This is a genomic window from Chryseolinea serpens (assembly GCF_900129725.1).
Lineage (GTDB): Bacteria > Bacteroidota > Bacteroidia > Cytophagales > Cyclobacteriaceae > Chryseolinea > Chryseolinea serpens.
This window is the reverse complement of the sequence record NZ_FQWQ01000005.1, coordinates 709,941-732,080: the sequence shown is the minus strand read 5'-3', so window position 1 is coordinate 732,080 and position 22,140 is coordinate 709,941. Positions and strand designations below refer to the sequence as shown.

General features: G+C 47.4%; 12 protein-coding genes. All 12 read right to left on the bottom strand.

Features of this window, described 5'->3' with window-relative positions; genetic code table 11:
- Positions 1–177 precede the first annotated feature (177 nt).
- Entirely contained in the window at positions 178–1,356 is a 1,179-nt protein-coding gene (locus tag BUB30_RS31215) for a sensor histidine kinase (protein WP_073142398.1), read from the bottom strand.
- 131 nt (positions 1,357–1,487) lie between these two features.
- Entirely contained in the window at positions 1,488–2,138 is a 651-nt protein-coding gene (locus BUB30_RS31210; RefSeq protein ID WP_073142396.1) for a response regulator transcription factor, read from the bottom strand.
- An 8-nt stretch (positions 2,139–2,146) separates the two neighbouring features.
- The gene (locus tag BUB30_RS31205) at positions 2,147–3,538 is read right to left on the bottom strand and encodes a response regulator (protein WP_178377243.1); all 1,392 of its coding nucleotides are present in this window, start codon (positions 3,536–3,538) and stop codon (positions 2,147–2,149) included.
- 58 nt (positions 3,539–3,596) lie between these two features.
- Positions 3,597–5,471: a PAS domain-containing sensor histidine kinase gene (locus BUB30_RS31200; protein ID WP_073142393.1), complete on the bottom strand. Its 1,875-nt coding sequence runs from the start codon at positions 5,469–5,471 to the stop codon at positions 3,597–3,599.
- Positions 5,472–5,535: 64 nt separating this feature from the next.
- The gene (locus BUB30_RS31195; protein ID WP_178377242.1) at positions 5,536–8,436 is read right to left on the bottom strand and encodes a PAS domain-containing protein; all 2,901 of its coding nucleotides are present in this window, start codon (positions 8,434–8,436) and stop codon (positions 5,536–5,538) included.
- 965 nt (positions 8,437–9,401) lie between these two features.
- The gene (gene lpxB, locus BUB30_RS31180) at positions 9,402–10,526 is read right to left on the bottom strand and encodes a lipid-A-disaccharide synthase (RefSeq protein WP_073142387.1); all 1,125 of its coding nucleotides are present in this window, start codon (positions 10,524–10,526) and stop codon (positions 9,402–9,404) included.
- Positions 10,527–10,570: 44 nt separating this feature from the next.
- Positions 10,571–10,990, bottom strand: coding sequence for a 6-pyruvoyl trahydropterin synthase family protein (locus BUB30_RS31175; RefSeq protein ID WP_073142385.1), 420 nt, complete (start codon positions 10,988–10,990; stop codon positions 10,571–10,573).
- Between the two features lie 127 nt (positions 10,991–11,117).
- The gene (locus BUB30_RS31170; protein ID WP_073142383.1) at positions 11,118–12,602 is read right to left on the bottom strand and encodes a SusD/RagB family nutrient-binding outer membrane lipoprotein; all 1,485 of its coding nucleotides are present in this window, start codon (positions 12,600–12,602) and stop codon (positions 11,118–11,120) included.
- Positions 12,603–12,621: 19 nt separating this feature from the next.
- Entirely contained in the window at positions 12,622–15,990 is a 3,369-nt protein-coding gene (locus tag BUB30_RS31165) for a SusC/RagA family TonB-linked outer membrane protein (protein ID WP_073142381.1), read from the bottom strand.
- 377 nt (positions 15,991–16,367) lie between these two features.
- Positions 16,368–17,183, bottom strand: coding sequence for a hypothetical protein (locus BUB30_RS31160; RefSeq protein ID WP_073142380.1), 816 nt, complete (start codon positions 17,181–17,183; stop codon positions 16,368–16,370).
- A gap of 12 nt (positions 17,184–17,195) precedes the next feature.
- Positions 17,196–18,776 carry a RagB/SusD family nutrient uptake outer membrane protein gene (locus BUB30_RS31155; RefSeq protein ID WP_073142378.1) on the bottom strand — a complete coding sequence of 527 codons (1,581 nt, stop codon included), beginning with the start codon at positions 18,774–18,776 and terminating at the stop codon, positions 17,196–17,198.
- Between the two features lie 23 nt (positions 18,777–18,799).
- The gene (locus BUB30_RS31150) at positions 18,800–21,937 is read right to left on the bottom strand and encodes a SusC/RagA family TonB-linked outer membrane protein (RefSeq protein ID WP_073142376.1); all 3,138 of its coding nucleotides are present in this window, start codon (positions 21,935–21,937) and stop codon (positions 18,800–18,802) included.
- Positions 21,938–22,140 lie beyond the last annotated feature (203 nt).

Sequence of the window (22,140 nt, the reverse complement as noted above, 5' to 3'; positions counted from 1 at the left end):
CTTTATTTATTGAATACTGAACCTGAACATTTAAATTTCTTTCTCGATCCATACATCATCTCGTTAGAAATCGATTTCGATTTTTTATAAAGGTATTACACCTTATGTAGACGGAATTCAGAGGAATCCTGTATTTTGAATTCAGATGTTATACGGATTCAAACCCCGTAGTTATACTTACCTAACGTCCACCTTCTCATGCTTGAGTTGATTTTTCCGGTTGATCAATTTCCCCTTCGGGCTATTGGGAATAAAAACCTTAAACACGCTGCCAAATCCGACTTCAGACTCGACAGAAATATTCCCGGTCAGTTGCTCAATTCCCTCCTTCACAATGTAAAGCCCCAGACCTGCGCCCTTCGATTGGATGGACGCTTTGTAAAACATATTGAAGATCTGATCAAAGTACTGCCGGGCGATGCCAATTCCGTTGTCATGGACTTCAATGGTAACGTGCTCAGGCACTACGTTCACAAGGACGTGAAGAAACGGCCGTACCTTGGCCGCATCCTGAAATTGGATAGCATTCCGGATCAAATTTTCCAGTATGATTTCCAGTCTATCCGGATCGCTGTAGAAAGCCCCTTCTCCCCGAACGGCCACCCCAATCTTCAAGCGATTGAAATTTTCACTGCCGCGATGCGCATTGATCACCTTCCATACCAACGTATCGAATTCAATTTTCTCGCTATGGATGTGTTTGTAGGTAGTTTTCGAAAAACGGATGATATCCTGAATAATGTTGTCGAGGCGTTGCGCGCTTGCCTCAATCTTTTCCACGTATTCCATGATGGTTCGGTCGCTGGTGTGAAGACGGGTCAGATTCACCAGGCCCATGATCGAGGTAATGGGTGAGCGGAGATCGTGTGATGCACTATAGAGGAACTTCTCCATCTGGCTGTTGATCTTCGCCAATTGCAGATTTTTTTGCTCCAGGTTTCGCTCAAATTCCACTCGCTCAGAAATATCCAGGACGGTCCAATTAAAAACGGTCTCCCCTCTCTCATTTACCAGGCTTTGGGCATTTAACCATGCAACGATTTTCTTTCCATTTAGCCTTTTAAAATCAACGGCGTGCTGCCGGACCGATTCGCCCGATAGTAATCTGAATTTTATACGGAGGTAGTCTTCGGGATTGACAAACAAATGAGAGACAGGAAAATCTTTTGCGCGGTGGTCGTTGTCAAATCCAAAACCTTCAAAAAAGAGTTTGTTGCCAAAAAGGATCTTGTCGCCGGGAGAAGACCAAAAAATAATTTCGAATGTATTGTCAAAAAACGGCTTGCCCGGATTTTCCAAAGCCAGCATTTGCTTTCCCCTCTCCCACTCCGGCTTCATTCCGATCGCTTGATCCATGGTATATCCCTTCCTATTTCATTCAAAGTTTAGAAAAGGAAATGCCTGGCTCAATACATGTTTTTATTGAATTTCGTTTCGTAGAACTACATAGCAGCGGTAAGGAAAATTACGTAGGGCGGGGTGTGGCTTTAAGTGAGAATATTCATCTGTCTCGCCTTTTTCACCAGTTCAATTGAGTTTTTCACGGCGAATTTCTTCATGAGATTGGCCCGATGGGTTTCAACGGTACGGGGGCTGATGAATAATTTATCGGCCATTTGCTGGCTGGTGAGCCCGTCGTCGATTAGTTTGACGATTTCGATTTCGCGGGCCGTCAGCCTGATGTCTTCATGCCGTTCCTTCTTTTTGACCGCAGCTCGTTTGTATTTGTTGAGGATCACTTTATGTACCGCCTGACTAAAGTATGTTTTGCCCTCCAAAATGGTATGAACCGCATATTCCAGCTCTTCCCCACTTTCATTCTTTACGACGTATCCCTTCACGCCATTTTCAATACACCGGCCGACATAATCTTCATCATCGTACATGGAAAGCATCAATATGTTCGCACTGGGATCGAAGGCCAAAATTTTTTGCGTCACTTCCATGCCGTTCATATCCGGAAGGGAGATATCCAGGATGATCAGATCGGGTTTCAATTCTTCATACAAATCGACAGCCTGACGTCCGTTCTCTGCTTCCCCGATTACGACAATGTCTTCTGATTCTCTCAGCAAGTTTTTTACGCCAGCCCGGATCATGGCGTGATCATCGGCTAACATGATTTTATGCTTTTTCATTTTGGGTTTTAATTGGGATGAACAGGTGTTTCGATCATAACAATGGTGCCTCCTTCAGGGCCGGGTTTAACGGAAAGTTTGCCTTGCAAAATTTCTGCACGGTCACGCATATTGACTAGTCCGCTGTGGTTGCGATCGTCTTTTGCCGGACGGATCCCCTTTCCATTGTCTTCAATACTGAGGTGAACGGCCTGCGGTCTTTCGCTCAAGCGCACGGTAATGGAACTCGCGTGAGCATGCTTGATGGCATTGGTAACAGCTTCCTGTGCAATTCGATATAAATTCACTTTATGGGTTTGTTCCAGCCGTGCCGGAATACCCATCGATTGAAACGAGATAGGAATGTTCACCGCTTCGTTCATTTGTCTGCACATCGAGCGCAAACACGTCGCCAGGTCAAAATCCCTTAGTTTGGAAGGCAAAAGATTCTCGGATATTCGTATGGATTCAATAATCGCTTCATCCAGCAACTTGTATAAATCCTGCGCTGTCCGTTTGTCCGTCACCAATACGTTCACGTTCATCTTTACGGCATTTAGTATCTGACCTAATCCGTCGTGCAAGTCTTTCGCTATGCGGCTTCGCTCTCTTTCCTGCCCCTCGATGAGTGCGCTGAGGCGTTGTTTTTCAAAGTCCTTCGCCATCCTTTCATTGGCTCGCTTCTCCGACAAATCCTTGAATATCATAACCAAACCGATCAGTTTGTCATGCGCATCAATAACCGGACTCAGACTTCCCTCTCCTATGGGCACCCACACGTTTTGTTTGGAACCTAACAGCAATCCCTCGGGCATTGTATTGTGGTGAGAGACAATGTCGCATTGAATTGGGTTAACAGGGAATTCACCGGTTGCTTCATTCCGAAGGTACATAATATCAGCCACATTCCTTCCAAGAGCCTCCCCCAATTTATAGCCGGTGATGGCCTCCGCCTTTGGGTTAAGGTAGGAGATTGTGTGCTGGTCGTCTATGATCACAATGGCATCGCTTATCGATTGTACCGTCGTAAAATATTTCTCCTCGCTTTGCCTGAGCCTTGATTCGATCTCATGTTTATAGAGCGCCATCTCGATCACCGTAAAAATTTCACGGTCTTCAAAGGGCTTTGTCAAATACCCATAGGGCTCGGTAATTTTCGCGCGTTGAATGGTGTCTTTATCTGTCAGCGCCGTGATGTAGATCACCGGCAAATTGTATCTCGATTTCAAGATGGAGGCGGTTTGAATGCCATCCAATTCTCCATTGAGCATAATGTCCATTAAAACTAAATCCGGCCGGTTCTGCGCGGCATACTCAATCGCCGCACTCCCGGAATCCAATTTCTCTAAAACCGTATAACCTTCTCCTTCCAAAGTAGCCTGCAAGTGATAGGCTACAATAAAAGAATCTTCAACGATCATGATGCGCGCTTTCGACATACGTATTTCCTCTGATAATATTAACGTGTTCCCTAACTCGTCAGTCCCGGGTGATTCGATCTCCAAATGATGCACCCCGTGGCAGGGTTACATGAAATGCTGTTCCTTTGCCCTTCGTGCTTTCCACGGCAATCTCTCCTGCATTCTTATCAATAAATTCCTTTACAAGACCGAGTCCCAAACCCGTTCCCTTCTCGCCTTCGGTTCCCCTCGTACTTCTGACTTTACCCATTTGAAAAAGATCTTTAAGGTCCACCGACGAAATGCCGATGCCGGAGTCCTGGATCGACAGTTTTACAGACCCATTTTCCGTACGGGCGCAAATATCAATTTCACCTCCCCTTGGCGTAAACTTAATGGCGTTGCTCAGCAGGTTACGAATGATAAAATCGACCTGGTAGCTGTCGGCGTAAACAGGCAGTACATTCGGTCCGCTATAGGAAATGGCAATTTGTTTTACCGCACTACTTTCCATGGCCAGGGAAATCATAGCATCAATGTTCCTTCTTAGATCGATGTTTTCAGGCGTTGTTCCATTTCCATTCATTCGCGACTGCGCCCAGGTGGTGAGATCGTCCATCAAGGCTTTGGTGCCCTGGAAGGCTTTGTTGATCTCATTCACCATCTTTTTGATTTCCTCTTTTGACAAGTCGTCAATACATTTCTCGATCAACAGGATGAAACTGTGGAGGGTATTGACCGGGCTTTTCAGGTCATGCGAAACAATGCTGAAAAATTTATCCTTCACAGAAATGAGTTCCTCCTTTTCCTTAAGCAATTCCTCCAAAACTATCATCGCCTTTTTTAGTTCGGTTATTTCAAACGTATAACCATACCACAGGAAACTGCCATCCTTTTGCGGCTCGATCGTGGCCTGTGTTCTCATCCATTTTGTTGTGCCACCCGGCGTATGAATACGGAACTCGCTGACCCTACCGGACAACGTTCTGGCCGCTTGCTCTATTTCCTTGCCTACCCGCTCGCGATCATCGGGATGCATGCGGTCGAACAACGGCATAGCATCCTCCGAAATTTCGCTTGGCGACAGACCGTAAATTTCTTTTACTCCTTTACTGGCAAACGGGAAATACGTGGAGCCATCCGGCCGCATGCAGAACTCATAGATAAAGCCCGGAATATTATCGGAGAGTTTTTCAAAACGGTTTAGAATTTCCTTGAGTCGCTGTTCGCTCAGGAGCAAAGCTTGCAGCGTCTCCTTCGATCGTTCGTTGGAGGCCCTTAATTTCCGAATCATAATCATCGAAAAGCTTCCCGCGCTTCCGATGATCAGGAGCGTCAAGAAGATATTCAGGACAAAGAGGTAAATATTGATCTCCCGGGCAGCAGACCCCAACACATCGCTGAATTCCCGCTCCATCGTTGTTAACTCCAGCGTCAACTTATCGACCTCTTGCATCACCATTTCCTTTTCTTGTAACGAGAAGCCGCCGGCCACCATTTTTTTTCTGACGTCTCCTCCCAACAAAACAAGCTTACCGATTTTGACATCGGCTTGTTTCCAGATCTGAATGGCCCTCCTCATAAAAGAGACGTCTTTGAAATTTTGGAACAGCCAGATCATGTTATCCAAGTCATCGATATGGTTTTCGCCCTGCAGAAAACCATCTTTTATCGTCGCTTCTTCACCATTATTCATCAGGCCGACCCGCGCAGCACTGTCTCCCAGCGGCACTCTCAATTCTCTCAAAAAATAATCCCAATATTTCGGATTCCCGGAACTGATATACATGATCAAATGCTTCGAGCCATCCTTTTGTCCTTTTGAGTAACGGGACTCGCCATTCGTGTAGGCCCGCACCGCCGATGTTGTCCGGATGGTGAAGTAGTCGACCAGGATGAGCAACGTTGATACGAATACTACCACTAACAAAGACAGGTTACGCTTATTGATCATTGCTCTTCAATTGCTTTTTTTAACACCTCAATTTGAATCATCCCTCTGGTTTACAGTTGAAAATTCAGCGGAATCGTATTTGAAAATCCGTTCCATTTCCTCTGGTGATCGAAAACTCACCACCCAACTGCTGCACGAAAATGTAAATGAGCGACATCCCGAAGCTTCCACTAGACCGTGGCGCAACGTGCGCCGGCAGGCCAATGCCATTATCACAAACACTCAATAAAAATTTCCCTTCCTCTTGCAAGAAGCGGACAACGATCTCTCCCTTGTTTTCGGAGGGAAAAGCATGCTTAATGGCGTTTGTAACCAATTCATTCACGATTAACCCACAATACGTGGCCACGTCCGACGGAAGGTAAACCGGCAAAATCTCCCGTTTTGCGTTTACCATCAGGTCCGGTCTATAAAATGAAACCTGAATGTCTTTGAGCACCCTATTTAAAAAGTCGGCTATGTTCACCGCGTCTAGCTCCTCGGTTTGAAGAAGGCGCTCATGAAGCACGGCGATGGACTTTATTTTTTGTCGCAGGCCCTCCAAAAATTCGCGAATATCATTTTGCTTAAAAGTGGACAACTTCAAATACACAATACTGGAGATCAGCTGAAGATTGTTCTTGATGCGGTGATGCACTTCTTTTATCAGCGTTTCTTTCTCCCTCAGCGATTGAAGTGTTTTCTGCTCTGCCAGCTTCTCCTGTGTTTGATCGTAGACGACGGAAACGCCGCTTAACGGCTTCCCCTGCTCATCGCGAAAAAACAAACCTTGCGATTTAATGTACCGCACTTCCTGGTCCGTCGACCTTATGATCCGGTACTCGTCGTTGTAATGGCTGCCCGTCGATTGCAGCAAGAGTTTATCCCGCTTAATTTTGGCTTCCCTTTCATCGGGGTGAATGATCGCCCAATACTTCTCACGGGTAAGCACATTTTCCCCGATACCAAATATTTCTCTCAACTTATCATCGCACTCCCAGGAGTCATTTGCAAAATCAATTTGCCAAACACCCAACCGCGCGGCCCTATTGGCAAGTTCCAATCGCTTCCCCAACTTCTTTGTTTCCGTGATATCGGTCACCACGGTCATCGATCGCGTAAAATTGCCTTGCTCGTCATACTCAGCACTCGACGACAAAAGCGTATTTAAAACTTTGCCGCTTTTGGTCACAAAGTCAAATTCCAAATTGTTCGCCACGCCTGACCTGATAAAATTCGGCAAGTTCTTAGCCGATTTCTCCTTCGATTCGGCCGTCATGAATTCTGTGCTTCGTCTTCCGAGAACCTCCTCCCGGGAATATTCCATTTTTTGTAACCAGTAGTCGCTTACGCGGCTCAATTTCCCATCAACTTCAATGGAGTGCATCATCACCGGGGTGTTGTTGTACAGGAGTCTGAACCGTCTCTCGCTTTTTCTTATCTCCTCTTCCGTTATTTTGTGGGCCGTGATGTCAAGCATGATGCCGCGAAGCAATATGGGTTTGCCATCTCTATGAATGACGGCGACCTTGTCCTGGACCCAGACTTCACGACCCTCGCGGGTGATCATGCGGTATTCGAAATCATGATCGCGCAATTCGCTTGTGGATAGCCTGCAAAAATTAACAGCCGTATCCCTATCCTCGGGGTGAATTCTATTCGCCCAGAAATCGGGCTGTGTATGCCAGTCTGAAACCGGATACCCCAATATCTTTTCCGCCTGTTTACTGACAAACTTAAATTCAAAAGTCCGGGCATCCGCTTCCCAGACAATGCCATCTATGGTTCCCACCAAAGAATGGAATTTTTCCATTTCAGTCTCCAGTGCCCTAAGATTTTCCTGCGCGATTCTTTCGATCTCTATGCGCTTGAGTTCAGCCAACTTTCGCCCCGTTACATCATGCATGAATCCGAACCAGCAATACTCACCGTTCCTTTCCTGGTATGGACTTGAGGCGCCGGCTATCCATTTGAGGGAACCGTTTGGCATGATCACCCTAAATTCCATTTCCCAGGGGAGATCATTATGAAATCCATCTTTCATGGTTTGCCGTATCACGGGTAAATCATCGGGATGAACGATGTGCGCTAATCCTTGCGCCTTTACTTTTTCTGCCGAAATTCCAAACAATGACTCACATCCATGGCTTGCATAAAGAAATTGGCCGCTGCTTTCATCCTTGAGCTGATATTTAAAAATCATCCCCGGAACGTTGTCTGCCAACCGCTCGAACAACTGGTTAGCCTCCACCAATGCCTCTTGCGCCTTTGCCGGCTCCGTCACATCGTGAAGGATCCCCAAAGCCGTGCTGCCTTTAAAAATACCCATGGCTTTAACCCAGATCCGCCTGCCGTTTGCCGTGATCATCTCAAAGGCTGTATTGACCACTTTCTTCTTATCGGCATGGCCGTTCATACCTTCGTCAATTTTCTGCAGAACTTCTGTCAGGAAATCAGGATGGATATATGTCTTTAAAAATTGCTCGACAGGTACTGTCTGAGGCTCGTTGACGGTCACATCCAGCAACTGAAACAGTTCCTTGCTAACCGTGAGCAGAAAAGTTTGCAGGTCTAGTTCAGCGCTGCCCATTTTTCCAAAAATCAAGGTCTCGCTGAGATTGGCACTCGCTTTTTCATTCCTGATCGCAACAGCACCAACACCTTCTAAAAAGTCGACAAAACAATCGGCGCCCTCAAAGTGGATGGGTTTGCGGAATACCCTTAGTAAAATCTCTTCACCTTTACTCGTGCGATGGATTACCGCGCCAAAATCGACGGCCTTTTTGGACCTGCTTTTTGGTGGGTTAATAAGCTTTTCTGACCTGATGGCCGAGATATTCAAGGCCTTGCCCGAAACTGGCAAGCCAAACACCCGCTTCGCTTCCTTATTAAATTTCAGCAAGCACCCGTTGTCCCTACGATAAATGATCACGGGCATTGGCAGGTCATCGCAGGCAAAGGAGGTATCGCTTTTTTCGCCTTTCACTCTCGTCCTCATCGCATAAAAAAAATCAAAATTACATCTTGATAATCAAGGATGTAAGGACGTTTATACGTACGTAGATGTACTTATTTAATTAAAAGACGCAACTTGGGCTATTGGGGATGCTGATCCGAAATTGTTAATCAATCGAATTAAAAAAACGAACTTCAGATGCTATTAGATATTCATAAAATGCGGCCATGGCTCTCGGCATTCATGATCATTTGGAGTGTCTACTCTTTTTATTGCGCTATCAAAAACAAGCCCGTGACCATGCAGTTTACCTATAGCGACAGCTTCATTCCAAAGAAAATCTTGGGGAAATACTTTGACAGAGTCATGAATATAATCTTTGGAATAATATTTATGTTTTTTGGAATCGGCTTATTGACCGGTGTATTCTGAGGTCTTGGTCTATGTCAAAATAAACCTTTACCTACTGCTTCACCGGCCTCCAGTTACCGGGAAGAACTTTAAAACCTGCGGTTCCTCGCAAGTTACTTCACTCACAATGCGATATTGTTTTTTCTGATCCATGGAAGACACGACTTATTGACGCTCTGCAAAACTCTCTTCTCCGGCGCAGCAAAGGAACTACCGTTTATCTTGACCCTATATAGGTTTAGGTAAATCGTCGAGGGTGTGCTTATTTCATCAATAAAATAAAATTCGCTGTCTTTCTCTACGCACCTAAAATACTGATTCGAAAAAAAAATGAATACTGTCAACCATTCGGTCATCCATGATGAGTTTGATAATATTATCTTCTCTCTCAACCGTATACAATCTTTTGCTTCAGGATAAGAAGGTTACAAACAAAACAAAATCAAAAGTGGTGTTCTCATCTCCCTTAATGTTTGCCCGTTGACCTCCATTCTCTATAAAACCGAAGTACCATTTTCAAATGGCAAGCCGTCGTGAAGCTCATCACCCAAAATGCCAACACATCATCTTCATGGTCAGTAGGATCAATCTTTAGATCGACTTTGCAGATAACCAATCATCAGATTGGCAGCATTCTCAGAAGCAGAGCCGGTGTCTAATATTCTGATGATCTCATCGTAGCCCTTCAGGACTTCATTTCGCCGGGGCGAATCTATGAGTAGTTGTTTTAGTTCGCCCGCGAGATTGTCGACGTTAGCATCGCCCTGTATCATTTCTTTTACCACTTCTTTTCCGGCGATGAGGTTGACCAGCGAAATGAAAGGAATCTTGATGAGCCATTTGACCACGCGATAATTGAGACCGCTCAGCTTATACACGACGATCTGCGGCACGCGGAAGAGGGCGGTTTCCAATGTCGCTGTGCCAGAGGTGACGATGGCCGCCCGTGCATGCGAAAGCAAATCATAGGTTTGCTCCTCTACATACTTGACGTTCGGCAAATCAGAAAAGGGCGCATATAAAGCCTTGTCAAGATTAGAAACCGCCGCGACGGCAAACGTATATTCCGGAAATTTACGGGCCACTTTGGCCATGACCGGCACGAGACGTTGCAATTCCTGCTTGCGGCTGCCGGGGAGCAAGGCGATGATCGGCTGATCTTCTCGCAGGCTCCATTTGGACAGGAACCCATCGCTTTGCCGATGTGCCTTGACGGCATCCAAAACCGGATTGCCGACATAGTCCACATCCCAATCAAATTTTTTGAAGAAGTCTTTTTCAAAAGGCAGGATCACAAACATGCGGTCGACGGTTGCCTTCAGTCCCCGGGCCCTGTATTGGCCCCAGGCCCACACCTTGGGTGGTATGTAATAGAAGATCCTTATGCCACGCTTTTTGCCGAACGATGCAATCTGCCGGTTAAAGCCGCCATAGTCGATGAGAATAACCACATCCGGTTTGAAGTCCAGGATATCGGCTGTGCACTGCTTTATGAATTTGGAGATGCTGTTCAGGTTCATCAACACCTGGGTGAATCCCATGAAGGCCATGGCGTCGTAGTGAACAGTGAGTTCCACGCCTGCCTGGCGCATGTATTCGCCGCCAAAGCCCTTGAACGTCGCCTGTGGGTCGCGTTGACGTATGGCTTTTACCAGATTGCCGCCGTGTAAATCACCGGATCGTTCGCCCGCAATAATGTAATAGCGCATATGGAATTTACGAGGTACGGAGGGCGAAGTACGGCCTTTCGGGTTTATTCTCCAAAGTAGTCCACGTAATTGCGCGGCGTTTCGAAAAGGCGCAGGCTGTGGAGTTTGCCGTTCGGGGTGATGCTCGGGAGGTGTGCGTGCAAGATGCGCCAGATCTCGATGATGAGGTTTTCGCAGCTGGCCAGTTTCCCGGTCATGAAGTCGACATCCAGGTTCAGGTTTTTGTGGTCGAGTTTATCGATCACTTCTTTCCGGATGAGGGTGCTCAGTTGCTTCAGGTCTACCACAAAACCGGTGTCGGGGTCGGGTTTGCCCTTCACGGTCACGATGAGCTCGAAGTTGTGACCATGCCAGTTATCGTTTGCGCAGGGTCCAAAGACCTCTACGTTCCGCTCCGGGGACCATTTCGGATTATAGAGCTTGTGGGCGGCGTTGAAGTGTTCTTTGCGGCTGACGTAGACCATTTTGTAACAAATTCTGGTGCAAATATAGGTGGCTGTGGATCAACACACCAAATGCTTGCAGAGACGGGCCGTTAAACAAAGAAGGGCTGCCTTGCGGCAGCCCTTGCTATTCTAATTGTTTTTTCAACTATTTGAAGACTTGCAACACATCGAACAGGCCCGGTGAAGGGCGAGGCGTAGAGGTATTGGAGTTAACTTCTACCTGAGCAATCAGGTATCGCTGTGGGATAGTCGTTCCGTTTACCGGCGTGAGACCGATAACCTGCCAGTTCTGCTTCGATGCGAACGCACCAAATCCCTTGCGATGCATATCGATAAATACATCCATAGAGCTGAGCAGCGAAATGTATCTTTCTTCTACGATCTCCCTGTATAAGGCATCGTTTTGATCGAGGCCGTCTGCATTTTCCATTCCGCCATTGGCAAAATCCGCAGCATCATAGTCCTGGTAATGGCCTGTTCCGGTAACATAATCCGGATTGAGATAGCCCCCGGCGCTGAGATAAGCTCTGTATTCGTTCAATTCATCCAGGGCCGTGCTAAAATTGTTCTGCCTCAGCAAGGCTTCTGCCAGGATCAACTGATTGTCGCGATACGTCAGGATACCGAAAGGAGCTTGGTTAGAGAACATACCGTCGGGATTGCCATCGTCGTAATCCACTCCAGAGACATTCAAATCATAACCATCTGCAAAATCACCCCAGTATATGTATGCAAAGCGATCGGATTCATCCGTTTTCGCATTGTTCCGATTAAACGTTTCCGGGCTGGTCGGATCAATCATTCTTGGCGCATAGGCATCTGTGGCGCCCATGTAGCCAGGGCGATCATAGACCAGGAAGGAGTAAAAAATATTGAAATCCTGCTGATATGTTCCCCCGTGCTGAGCAACAATTTCGTCGGCTCCGGCGGAAATACCCTTTTCTGCTGCTAATTGTGCATTGACATAATCGCCGAGTTGCAGATACAGTTTTGCTTTCACCGTATTGGCTCTGGCTTTCCAAATAGCGTCGGTTCCACCAAAAATATCTCCGTCATAGCCGGTGCCATTGGGAGCTGCATCGATGTTCTTAATAGCATCATCCAGTAGCGTCAGAAGAGAGGCATAGATATCCATCTGATTATCAAATACGGGATTGGGGTATTCCTTCAGGTTGTTGGCCTGTGAATAAGGAATATCTCCAAACAAAGCCGTCGTTGTAGCGATGGTATGTGCTTCCAGAATCTGCGCCATGGCGAGCGCGCGCTTGTTATTGACCGCGGCAGCTTTTTCTTCTGCGATGCGTATTGCTTTAAAGGTGCTGGCATAAATTGCTGACCAGGCGTTATCATAGTCGGGTGCCGTGGACGTATAGTTATTCAAGGCAACGTACTGTCTATCCGTACCGGTAAATTGACCGCTCCACATACCTCCAATGCGCGTGAGCTCACCTTCCATGTAAGAGATGTAGGCAACTTCGGCTGAGTTCACAACTAGTTTCAAGGAAGCATCAGTGGGTTTTGTGGGATCAAACTCGCTAACTCCTTCCGTAAATTTCTCACAGGAGCTTATCAAGGTCCCTATCGCTACGACCAGGGCAATCCTTTTAAATGATGTTATATATTTTTTCATACTGCGAATTCTAAAGTGATCAATAATTAATCTTGATGGTGAACAAATACGAACGGGTGGCGGGGTTGTTAAAGTACTCCAAGCCACGTCCATTTGAGCTACCCGTAAGATTGGTTTCGGGATCGGTTCCAATGTACTTCACATCCGGACCGGTAATGAACAAGTTTCTGCCGGTAATGGAGAAGTCGATGGAAGTCAACTTCGTTGCCGCTCTGAATGCGGCGGAGTTCAACGAGTAGGCCAGTGTCACTTCTCTGATGCGCGTATTGGTAGCATCCTTGATGTATTGACTCGCCACCGGGCCGAAACCACCGCCGAGATCGGTATACCAACCTTGATCCAGTGCAACTTTCTTTCCACCTCCAAAATCTCTCACACTACCTCTAAAAGTATAGGTGCCATCGGCATTCGGTGCGTAGCGCTCAGACACGACCTTACCGCGGTTTGTTCCGCCCATATTATCGGGAACAGCGCCCCATATCGGCATGGTGGCCGCTTCTGCGCCCGAGATCGTTGTGATGACGTCGGTATCTTTTGATCTTCCAAAGTTATCCATGATGCCGTGTGTTCCAGCCCAGATCTGACCGCCTTGTGTTCTCTCTACCAAAACATAGAGTGAAAATCCTTTGAAGGAGAATGTGTTTCCAATGGCCGACTTCCATTGGGGATTCGGATTGCCTATAACGGATTCGTTGGGAGCGGCTTTCGGAAATCCTCTTTCATCTAAGATAAGGTTGCCCTGTGCATCCTTATCCCAATCGATACCCCACAGCACGCCCAGGGGCTGACCCTGTACAGCGCGGGACGAAGCGCCCGCAAAGCCGTTCAAAAAGAGCGAGGATGTGCCCGCCAGATTGGTCACTTCATTGCGATACATCGACCAGTTACCGCTGATCTTCCACGAGAAGTCACCGGCTTTGATCACTTCAGCACCCAAATCGAACTCCCAACCGTGGTTGGTGATCTCCGCTGCGTTGCCCACTTGATTTGAGAAACCGGTAGACGGAGCCGTAGATACCTGGAGGATCGCGTCGACTGTTTTGTTTGTAAAGTAGGTACCGCTCAGGCTAACTCTGTCCTGGAAAAAACGCAAGTCTGTTCCAAATTCAAGTTCGCTTTTGCGTTCAGGCTTCAAAGAAGCATTACCCAGCGTTGTGCTCTGAACGTAGCCGCCACCATAAGCTGAGGAAAGAAGTTGGCTTCCCCAACCGTCGGCAACACCGCCCGGCACATAATAGGTGGCCGTGTTATAGGGTGATGGCTGCACACCTACCTGACCATAGCTGGTTCTTAATTTACCAAACGACAACACTTTGGAATCTAGCAACTGGCCAAACTGCCAGGCGAGATTTGCGGCCGGATAAAAGAACGTGCTTTGTGTTGCACGACCGAATGTAGAAGCACTTTCTGCTCTGCCTGTCAAACCGAGAAAGAGCACATTCTTAAAGGCAAAATCCAACGTCGAATACAGAGCCGCTGTGCGCTGTTGATTAAATGCATTGAAAGGAAATTGATTGCCCAACGTAGCATTCGTTAAGTCCAAAGGAATTGGGGCCTTATCAATTACAAAAGATTGCGCAGTACCCCCGATTCTTTCATATTGCCTTTGGTTGAGGTTCATCCCCACCAGCGCAATCAACGTCAGGTCTTTGTCAATCGTAAATTTGCCACGTCCGAACACGTCGGCGTTGAACTGCGTTTCCTTAATGGTTTGGAGGCTAAGATTTCCACCGGGTTGAAGCGACGCCAACGGGTCGAGGAAATCATAGCGTCGGTCGATATAACTATCAACACCACCGCGGCCAATAACATCAAGCCATTTGAGGGGCGACAATTCCAATTCGAAAGTTCCCATAAAACGATCCACGTCCGAAGTGCTGATGTTGTGATCCATCATCCACAGCGGGTTGTCGTAGGTAGACTTTGCGCTGGCTCCCAAAGGGTTTCTGTAAGCTCTTTGACGATTAAGGGATACCACGCCATCGGCATTGGTGTAGTCACCCACACTGTATTCGTTGTTGAAATCGGGTGAAGTCCGCAAGCCGCCCAAATACAAGCCCGAGGGATTTGATCCCATTTGCGTGCGATTGGATTTGGTTTTCGTATAACCAAAATTGGAGCTTATTTTTATGAATGGGTTAAACCGTTTGTTCGTGTTCACACGGAACGACGTTCTATCATAATTGCTGTTGCGCTTGATGATACCATCTTGCTTCAGATTGTCGACACTGATGTAGAAATTGCCATCCTTGTCGCCACCGTTCAATGTCACACCGAAATCATTATAGCTTCCGGTCTTAAAGAGGTTATCCCTGTAGTCGAATATATCCCGGGAGTTCTTTCCACCGTGCGGATTCGCGACGGTACCATTTGCAATGCTATAGAATTTCGTTCCATCAGGGGCTTGGAATACTCCCCCATAGCCTGGATCGGCAGGATTGGTTATGAAGGCATCTGCACCTCCTGAACGACTGGGAATGTAGTCGCCCCAGCTTCCACCACTTGACGGTGTATTTTGATACTGCATCAAAGTGCCTGAACCCCAGTTGTGGGTCAAATCATGGGCGATGTAAAGTTTGTCGATGGAGTGGGTGTATTTCAGCGAGACATTTATTTTGCCTTTCTCGCTTGCACCTTTTTTCGTGGTAATAACGATCACGCCATTGGCCGCACGTGTTCCCCAAAGGGCACCCGCACTTGCGCCTTTCAATACTTCGACCGACTGGATATCATCGGGGTTCAAGTCGTTCAAACGAGATTGCTGTGCCACACCATCGATACCACCATCCGTTTCAGACATGCCGGATTGGGAGTTGTAAATGGGCATACCATCCAAAATGATGAGCGGCTGAAGGTTTCCCGTGATCGTGCTTTGTCCACGAATTTGGATGTAAGCTCCAGCACCCGGATCACCGCTGCTCTTAACGATATTTACACCGGAAGCTTTGGCCGCCAAACCGTTAATAAGCGTGGCCTCACCTGATTTTGAAACCGCACTACCGCCGATATTAGAAGAAGCCGTTCCCAGCTCATCGCGATTTTGCTCGATGCCAAGCGCTGACACTACAACTTCTGAGAGCTGAGTCACGTCTTGTTGCATTTGAACGTCCACCGTATTGCGTTCGCCAATGACAACTTCCTGTGATTTCAGACCAATAAAGGTGATCACCAACGTACCGCCTGAAGCAGGTACAGAAAGGCTGTATTGTCCATTGACGTCCGTTACCGTGCCGTTGGTGGACCCCTTTAGCACAACGTTTACACCGGGCAGTGGCGAACCATCCTCTGGCGAGGTGATCCGGCCGGAAACCGTTCGATCCTGTGCCCACAACTCGCTACTGGCGAGCGCGAACACCGCTGTTAAGCATACAAGTAAAAATTTCCGCATGGTTATAAGTTTAGGTTAATGAGTTATGGGTTTAGACATGCGTGTCTAAACTTACTTGTTCAAACTTATAACAAAATATTACATGGCAAAAAGAGCATACCTCTATATGAGGTAGTGTAAAACAGTGTTAAATACCATAAAAAGGGGGATTCTGACTTGTGAAAACCGAATTTTACCGGTTACGGAAAAGATGAGGAAAGGTTCGGGAATTTTGGGTTTGGAGGGTATTCATAGGGTTTGCGGCGCTAAATCGGTTTCGGATTCTTTTGATTTAACCTTTGAATCACCCTACAGCAACGCCTGGGGTGGGTCAAAATCACAAAAAAAATCCCTGACCGGTGTTGGTCAGGGACTTTTCTATAGGAGTACTAGTTTTTCTATTCCGGGAACGTATAGACGTTTTTGAAGGTACCGGTATACCCCGGTCCATCCATATTCATTGTGATCGTGATCGTTTTTCCGCAGGTAGAAACGGTTCCCGTTCCATCGACATGAAATCCGTCCTCAATATCCTGGCCGGGTACGGTCACCACAAATGTTGTTGGATCGATAGTGAATGATACGTGATAGCTGCTTCCCCAGAAGTTATCCATTTCAAATTCATTTGTTCCCGTCGAGGTAAAGCCTACATCATAGCCAGGAGCGTCTGGGTCCGTGGGATACGTGCTGCCGTCGTCATAGAATTCTCTGCCGGCAGCTGTGCCTATGAAATTCGCTTCAACATAATCGCAGTCGTCATCTTCAACCGTGAAAGTATATGACTTTGCGCCCGGGAAACCGAGGCTCAGGCCATTCGAGGCATCCACCAAGGTGATGGTCAATTCCACGTTCGGCTCCTTCTTCAAGTCTGCAACCGGCACGATCTCGATCAGGCCGATGGCTTTATCACCAGTTGTGCCTGCGGGAATGGATACCGATCCCGTTGCGGAAGATCCGCCTACTACGACGTAGTCTGCACCATAAGTACCGCCTTCGATCTTATAATTTATAGTGAACGCAGTTGCATTGGACAATGTACCGCCGTACAGAACCGGAATCGTAACCGTTTCGTCGGAATCTTCCGTTACGCTCTCGGGAATATCAGACGTATCGATGGTGGCATACTCATAGGTGGTCGGCCCATAGGATTCGTCTCTACAGCTTGCAATCAAAAGGAGCAAGCTCAAGGAAAATATGCTTAATAGTTTTTTCATGCTAATGCTTTTTTAGAATCCAGGGTTTTGTTCAGCCGCAAGCGTCGGGTTAATCGATACTTCGGAAGTGGGAATAGGCCACAAATATCTGAAATCATCATAGGGAATGGCCTTAACGCCAAACGATGTGGGCAGTGTGCCGATCGTATAGGCGGCAAACGAGGTCACATCTGAAGAGATCATTTTGGCGGGGATGCCACCACCGGCTTCTTTGAAATCAGGATCCACACCATTGCGGTGGATATCCGACCAGCGCGAACCTTCTGCGAGCAATTCTATCCTTCTTTCATTAAGAATACCCTGAACAAGATCCTTTGCCGTTGCAAAATCACCCATGGTATATGATGCCATGGCACCTGCCTTTGCACGGTCGCGGATCGCATTCAACAGATCCAACGCCCGTTGTGCTTTTCCATTCTGACGAGCTTCGGCTTCCGCTGCATTCAGGAGCACTTCAGCATAGCGGATGATGGGAGCAAAATCTTTCCATTGCTCGTAGTCTCTGAATTTGTGTGTGTAATAACGAGCTCCGTTGTCTCTTACCAACAGCGTTCTTCTCAGGTCGTCTTTATGCCAGAAGTTTTGGTTCCAGATGATGGGACTGATGGCATATTCGCCGCGGGCACCCAACGTAGGACTTCCGCCCATGCGCGCCAAGGCTGCGTTTGTATTCAAATCGTCCACGGCACTCATTTCCATAGACAACATGCATTCCGAACTACGATTGTCGGCCCAAGGGCCCTCTACGGACGTGGTCAATTTATATCCACCAACAGGACTGGTGAAGGGCGCACCGGTAGACACGATTTTATTGGCTTCCGCAATAACGTTAGCCCAATCGCCCATGTGCAAGTAGACACGAGTCTTCATGGCAATAGCCGCACCTTTTTCAGCGCGTGTCACGTGGTGGGCAGCGTTATTCTCAGGCAATTTGGCTTCTGCATAAGTAAGATCATCCAAAATGAACTTGTACACTTCGGCTACTGTGCTGCGGTGCGTTTGATTTGACTCATCTGCTGTGGCCGAACTGTTGTGTCCCTTTTCGAAAATAGGAAGACCTGGTTTGTCGCCGTTGCCATCTCGGTAAGGACGAGCAAAGTGAATGATCATCGTGTGGTAGGTGATAGCCCTCAACACGCGTGCCTCGCCTTCATAGGCTTCGGCTACTTCCGTGGAGATGATCCCTTTTTCGGCCGCACCGCGAACGCCTTCCATGAACAGGTTGGCGAGGTTGATGATCCGGAACCCGTTTTCCCAATAGTTCACATTATTGGCCGTGGTTGTGCTTTGAGTAGCCTGATAGGTGAAGGAGTAGAACGTGTTGATGAGCAACATGTCCTCACCGCGCATATCGCCTTGTTGAATGTGGGCGGCACCGAAAATATAGCCGCGGTCGTTTGTTTCGTCCCGGTTATAAAAACCGGACTGTGCAGCGTCATAAACGCCAACGCATGACAACTCGATGTTCGCCGGAGTGCTATAGGCAAGATCCTCTGACATGGAGTTTACCGGCTTCAGATCGGTAACATCGCAGCTTGTCGCTACGAACACCAACATCGCCGTGATGTATAAAATAAATGGACTCTTTTTCATATTCAGAATATTTTCAAGTTCTATTAAAGACCTACGCTAAGACCAAATGTAACTGTCCGCATCAACGGGTTAGTGTTGTAGTCTACCCCTGCACGGCTATTCACCTTGGTATCGCCGTTGGTAACATAGTTTAGTTCGGGGTCTGCGCCTTTGTACTTCGTGAATACATAAGCATTTCTTACCTGGGCGTAGATGCGCACATTGGAGATAGCACCTTTTGCGAACGAGCTCAACACATTTTTAGGAAGGCTATAGCCCAGCGAAATGTTCTGCACCCGAATAAAATCGCCATTCTCCACAAAACGACTGATCGAGTTGCCGGTTTGATTAACGAAGTTACCGTTGTTGTAACTCAGGCGGGGAACATCTGTGTTGGTGTGGTTAAGCGTCCAACGATCGAGTATCTCCGTGCTGTTGTTGCGGAACACCATATCCAAATTCGACTGGCGTGTTACGTTCATGATTTTGTTGCCCGCGGAATAGGTCAACAGCAAATCAAAATCAAAATTTTTCCATTTGAGCGAGTTGCTCAGACCACCGTAAACTTTAGGAGCAGGATTCCCCAGGATTACTTTGTCGGTGTTGGCACTGAGTGCATCCGTCTTCTGCGATACTTCCGAAGGGGAGGCAGCATTGTACAAATAGTACGAGGCATCGTCAATGTTACCTTGAATGACAACGTTCTGACCACCACGCACGACGTTGTACAGGGGGTTGCCGTTGGCCGGGTTTACACCGGCATAGCTAAATCCATAGATGGCACTGATGGGCTGACCAACCCGGTTGATCGTATAGGTATCGACAATGTCCTTACCGTTTACCAAAGCATTGATCTTGTTCTTGTTTGAAGTAAGGGTCAACGTTGTGTTCCAGGTTAAGCTTCTGCCTTTCAGGTTATCGCTGCTGATGGTTACTTCGAAACCCTTATTCACCATCTCTCCTATGTTCTTTGAAATGGTGTTGTTGGGGATACCTGCCGCTGGCGATGTCGGTGCATCCAAAATCATCTTGGAAATGTCATTCTGATAGTAGTCTAAACCGACCGAAAGCCGATTGTTGAGCAATCCAATATCGGCACCCACATCGAGCTTCTCACTTTGCTCCCACTGCAAGCTGGAGTTACCGGCCTGAGAGAAAGCCAGACCCGATTGGGATCCATAAAGTTGAGGACCATAGATACCCACATACGAGAAGGGGTCAATAGAAGTATTGCCCACTTGCGCCCAGCTTCCACGCACTTTCAATTGGCTGATGCCCTCTATATTGAAAAAGCTTTCGCGCGCAACGTCCCATCCTACGGATCCTGCGAAGAAGGTTCCCTGGCGGTTAGCTTTCGGCAACGACGAAATGGCATCGTTCCGCACCGAGAAGCTTAACAAGTATTTGCTTTTGAAATCGTAGTTGAGGCGTCCGAAATAAGAACTAAATCCGGTTTCATAATAATCTCCACCCGACTCTTGTTTGTTGAACGTTCCGGTGATCAGATCATATTTAAGGAAGCTGGGGTCGGAGAAGGTTGTGCCTTGTCCATAGAAACTGCGGAAGGTAGTTTTCTGAAACTCGTTACCCACGGTAACCGCAATGTTGTGATTTTCAGCAATCGTGCGTTTAAAGTTGATGGTATTTTGCCAGTTCCAGCGCAGATTACGGTTGGAGGCGCGATACAGAATACCTTTTGAAGATCCACCACCATCGCCGTGGAAAGGGTCCCACGTAAGGAAGTCGGAGTTATCCAAAATATCTACACCCAATTGTGTTTTGATGTTCAGACCTTCCATCAAATTGGCCTGCAGGTAGCCGTTGGAAAGAACGCGATAGTTGTCAGCTTCCTGTTTGTTGTGATCCAATACATACTTCACGTTCGTGTAGCCGGAAGCAATATCCTGAAGGTTGTTGCCTCTGCCCAATTTGGTATTGTCTGGAGAAATGTTGTAACCCAATGGATTGTTGGCGTCATAAACCGGTACGTTCGGGAATGCCGCTAATGCACCGGCCACGTTGCCGGATAGCGCGCTGTTTCCAGTGTTCAAACCGTTGTTGACCTGGCGCGTAACGGCCAGCTTCATACCTGCCGACAACCATTCCACTCCGTGGTAGTCGATATTGGCACGCATGGTGTAACGATCCAGCGAGTTGTTTACGATAGCACCATCTTGCTTCATGTAACCACCAGAAAAGTAGTACGACACCTGGTCGCTACCACCGCTGATATTAAGATTGTGGTTCTGAAATGCACCATTTCTAAAAATGACGTCCTGCCAGTCTGTGTTAACATTGTTAGGACCCGGGAGGGCTTGGGGAGTGAATTGACCGGAGGTAGCAAATTTTTCGTTGCTGATAGCGATGAATTGATCGGCATCCAACATTTTAAAGCGACGGGCTGTGCTGTTCACACCGGCTTGAAAGTCATAATTGATTTTCACTTTCCCTGCTTTTCCACTTTTGGTGGTAATAAGAATAACGCCGTTCGCGCCGCGGGAACCGTAGATGGCCGTCGCCGCACCATCTTTTAACACTTGGTATGATTCAATGTCCGAAGGGTTGATGTCACCCAGCGCGTTGCTTTCTGCTACGCCACTGGGATTACCGTCGAGCATGGGAACACCGTCGATAACAACCAGTGGATCGGCACCGGAAGTGATGGAGTTAGTTCCACGGATACGGATACGGGGTGCTTGACCCAACAAGCCACTGCCCACACTAACCTGGACACCGGAAGCCTTACCATTCAAAGCCTGATCAAAGCTGGCCACGGGCATAAGGGCAATATCTTCGCCCTTTACAGACGAGATGGACGAAGTAAGCGTGCGCTTATCTTGCGTACCATAACCCACCACAACGATTTCTGTAAGCTGGGTCACGTCCTGCTCCATTTGAACATCTACCGATGAGCGTCCAGCCAGCGCAGTTTCTTGTGTTAATAATCCAATAAAAGTGAACGTGATGACCGCATCAGGGCCTGGTACGGAGAGCGAGTAGTTACCGTTGGCGTCTGTAACGGTTCCATTCGTGGTGCCTTTAATCACCACATTCACACCGGGGAGTCCGGAGCCATCCTCTTTGGATGTGACTCGTCCCGTTACGGTGCGTTCCTGTGCCTGCGATTCGCTAAACGCGAATGCAAACACCGCTGTGAAGCAGATTAGTAGAAATTTCCTCATAACTAAGGTTTAGGTTAATGAATTTGTCGCCCAACTCTCTTTTCAGGAGTTGAGCGTTCAAACTTATAACAAAATCTTAAATCGTAAAACTAACGTACCTTAGTATGGGGTACTTATTTTCACTACTTTATCCCTACAAATGGGTTGTTTTGGAATGAAACTCCAAATAAAGAATGGGTAAAGATTGCCCTAAAACCCTCAAA

Coding starts and splice junctions, on each gene's coding strand:
- BUB30_RS31215 (WP_073142398.1), bottom strand. CDS start 1,356: ATGGATCAAGCGATCGGAATGAAGCCGGAGTGGGAGAGGGGAAAGCAA.
- BUB30_RS31210 (WP_073142396.1), bottom strand. CDS start 2,138: ATGAAAAAGCATAAAATCATGTTAGCCGATGATCACGCCATGATCCGG.
- BUB30_RS31205 (WP_178377243.1), bottom strand. CDS start 3,538: ATGATCGTTGAAGATTCTTTTATTGTAGCCTATCACTTGCAGGCTACT.
- BUB30_RS31200 (WP_073142393.1), bottom strand. CDS start 5,471: ATGATCAATAAGCGTAACCTGTCTTTGTTAGTGGTAGTATTCGTATCA.
- lpxB (WP_073142387.1), bottom strand. CDS start 10,526: ATGCGCTATTACATTATTGCGGGCGAACGATCCGGTGATTTACACGGC.
- BUB30_RS31175 (WP_073142385.1), bottom strand. CDS start 10,990: ATGGTCTACGTCAGCCGCAAAGAACACTTCAACGCCGCCCACAAGCTC.
- BUB30_RS31170 (WP_073142383.1), bottom strand. CDS start 12,602: ATGAAAAAATATATAACATCATTTAAAAGGATTGCCCTGGTCGTAGCG.
- BUB30_RS31165 (WP_073142381.1), bottom strand. CDS start 15,990: ATGCGGAAATTTTTACTTGTATGCTTAACAGCGGTGTTCGCGCTCGCC.
- BUB30_RS31160 (WP_073142380.1), bottom strand. CDS start 17,183: ATGAAAAAACTATTAAGCATATTTTCCTTGAGCTTGCTCCTTTTGATT.
- BUB30_RS31155 (WP_073142378.1), bottom strand. CDS start 18,776: ATGAAAAAGAGTCCATTTATTTTATACATCACGGCGATGTTGGTGTTC.
- BUB30_RS31150 (WP_073142376.1), bottom strand. CDS start 21,937: ATGAGGAAATTTCTACTAATCTGCTTCACAGCGGTGTTTGCATTCGCG.